General features: G+C 37.2%; 4 protein-coding genes. All 4 read left to right on the plus strand.

Annotated elements, in window-relative coordinates; translation table 11 throughout:
* Positions 1 to 666: hypothetical protein (locus HP401_RS29355; protein WP_217366273.1), on the plus strand; the 666-nt coding region annotated here is incomplete at its 5' end.
* A complete protein-coding gene (locus HP401_RS29360; protein ID WP_173607609.1) occupies positions 656 to 1,177 on the plus strand; it encodes a hypothetical protein in 522 nt (173 codons plus the stop codon). The genes HP401_RS29355 and HP401_RS29360, both read left to right, overlap by 11 nt.
* Before the next feature lie 732 nt (positions 1,178 to 1,909).
* Entirely contained in the window at positions 1,910 to 2,263 is a 354-nt protein-coding gene (locus tag HP401_RS29365) for a hypothetical protein (RefSeq protein WP_173607610.1), read from the plus strand.
* Between the two features lie 365 nt (positions 2,264 to 2,628).
* On the plus strand, positions 2,629 to 2,820 hold a 192-nt coding region (locus tag HP401_RS29725), incomplete at its 3' end, for a hypothetical protein (RefSeq protein ID WP_254457237.1).

Raw genomic sequence — 2,820 nt, forward strand, 5'->3', positions numbered from 1 at the left:
GAAGAGCGCGAGAGGAAGGAACGTGAAGAAAAAGAAAGAGAAGAAAGAGAGAAAAGAGAAAGAGAAAGAGAAAGAGAAGAAAGGGAGCGAAGGGAACAAGAGCAGAGGGATACTAAGGGGACGGGTGAAGCTCCAAAAAGATATGGATCTCCGCCAATAATAAAAAAATATAAGATTGATAGATTTGTTGAGAAAAAAACTGATGTGGTTAGGGCATGGAGTGATAAGGATATTGAAGTATTTTCTCGTAATACAGGACTAAGTATAGATAAAGCCACTAGGTTGAGGGAACATTTATTTTTGAATGAGTATGATTTACCTTGGTATGATGAAAAAGGGCTCTATTATTATAAATCACGACTAACTCCTGATTCCGAAGTGGTTTATATTTTCATGAAATCACTGGAGGGTGAATTCAATCAGAAACAAAAAGCTTGGTTTGAGCAATTAGCTAAACATGAATTAGAGGAAATAGATTTTATGGAAGATGGATTTGACTATCGCAATCCAGATTCTTGGAATGGAAAAGATGGCTTTAATCCATATCCGCCAGGAGCTCATGAGATGGCTTCTGATCAACCTGATTTTGGTACATTTCCTGGCTATGAACAAGAGTTTTACAAATTCTACGGTATAAGAATGGGTGATGAATGGGATGAATATTAATGTCTTAGCTGCGAAAGATAGAATAAGGCAGATAGATTGGAGTATAAAATCAGAAAATAAAAAGTCGAATGCTTATTTAGTAGCTGAGTATTTGATGCGAGCATCTCAATTTTTAATATTCAATTCTTCAACTGTTTCAAATTTATTTTTCAGTCCTATTAAAATATTGAATTCCGATACGGAAATAGATCTAGAAAAGTTAAGCGAAGAGGTATTTCCCGATACTAGTATTCCATTAAATCCATATTCGAAAATAATATGTTTACGATTTATTGAAATGTCAATGTTAATTGATAGTGAGAATCAGACAGCCATAAGATTCAAAGATATCTACGAACCTATTATTAAATTTATTGAAAGAGGTGGAAGGTTGAGGATAGATCAGGGTGTGTACCTAGAGGTAGGTGGATTTACGTTTTTACTTGGAGAATGGGTAGAGAGACATTCAAAATTTGTAGAGAGGGATATCAGTGATGCCAACTTGAATTATATGGACTCAATTGAAGAATAAATGGATCGATTTCGAAGGTATGTAAAAAGTTTTGTGTAAATTCGGTTACAAGCTCAACAACAAGATCGTACAATACAACCAACAAACCAAACACTAAATGATTCCAACACTTGATAAACTTTCAATGGCTTATTCCAACTCGAACGATGAGAGGGAATGAGCCTGTTTTGTATGGGGTGGAGGGACTCATCGTGGTAGGGATGGGAAGGAAGAACGGGAGAGAGAAGAGAACAAGAGCAGAGGGATACTGAGGGGACGGGAAAAGCTAGATTACCTGATAGTATGTTAGGGAAAAATGATGCTGACCCGTTTAGGGACATTTATGGTCCTGGGCGTCTCTCTCACTCTGAAGAATGGGATAGTATTATTAAGAAGGCCAAGGAAGAAGGGGTAGAAGTAAGAATCTTAGACCGTGATATCATGGCATATGCACCAAAGGAAATGGTCCAGGGCAATTAAATATTTATGAAGATGCTTCAATAAGCGCTTTGAGACATGAATATCAACATTTTTTAGATGACAAGGCAAAAGGTTATCCGGCGGCAGAAGTTACTTACGAGTTCAAAAATCGAATTATTATGGAGCTCAGAGCATATATGGTGGAGATTAAAGAGGCAGAAAGGATTGGTAATAAGGCTCTTGCGGAACATCTGTGGAACAATTATAGAGACGAAAGACAATACCTAATAGATAATTATAGACCACAAAAAGATTAGATAGGGGTTATAAAACATGAAACCATTAAGTTTGGCTAAAGAAATACGTGAAGGTAAACTAGAAGATATTGAATTAGTAAAAAGCTTAGACATTCATCATAATATGGTACAAACGAGTGCCATCATTCAGATTGTTAGTAGAAAATTGTGTAACGAACAGATCGTTGATAAATTAACTTATATCAGCCAGTTTAGAGATCCCAAGGTAAACAAATTATTTGGCATAGATACTTTAGGGCATTTTAGCATGGCAGCACTTAAAGTACTTGATACAATAGAATCAAAAAAACGCTATGATGAGCTAACGAGTAATCTCGATGAGTGGGACAAAGAAATTGTAGAAAGGCTTGCAAATGGTATGTTTAATTGAGTTTGTCAAGATTTTTGTGTAAACCCATTTACTATCCTAAAAACAAGATCGCAATGCTAGTTAGCCGCTAGTGTTGTGGTTTCTTTCTTTATCCGTTGCTGCAACACAAATAACCACTCAATGAAAGAGTATGAGCGGCGGCTTTCAAGAAGCCCCCACCCAGTGCCGAATGAATCACTTCATTTCATCATTACGAAGTTTACCTTTGTTCTACCTGTAGGAAGTTTTCAGGAATTAAGATGTACGCACATCAATGCTTGAATTTTATACTCTACTTAATTTAATAGCTTCACGTTGAACAGGTCGATTATGGTCAGATACCACCATGATTGACCTGTTTTTATATGCAGATGATTTTGTACCTTATGCCCGAGCTTGGCTCAAAAGTAAAGCTCTACTTCCCGAGCGCCGATGAAGACAACGGCATGGTCATGAACTCCGTGCGGACCGTTCGTCATGCGTTTCCGAGGATATTAAGTGCGTTTGAAAAGGACGTTAAGGAAAATGGTTTGGCTGCCGTCAGAACTGTCAACAACCAATTATCTGAGGCGAAAGGA

The organism is Brevibacillus sp. HB2.2 (assembly GCF_013284275.1).
GTDB lineage: Bacteria > Bacillota > Bacilli > Brevibacillales > Brevibacillaceae > Brevibacillus > Brevibacillus brevis_D.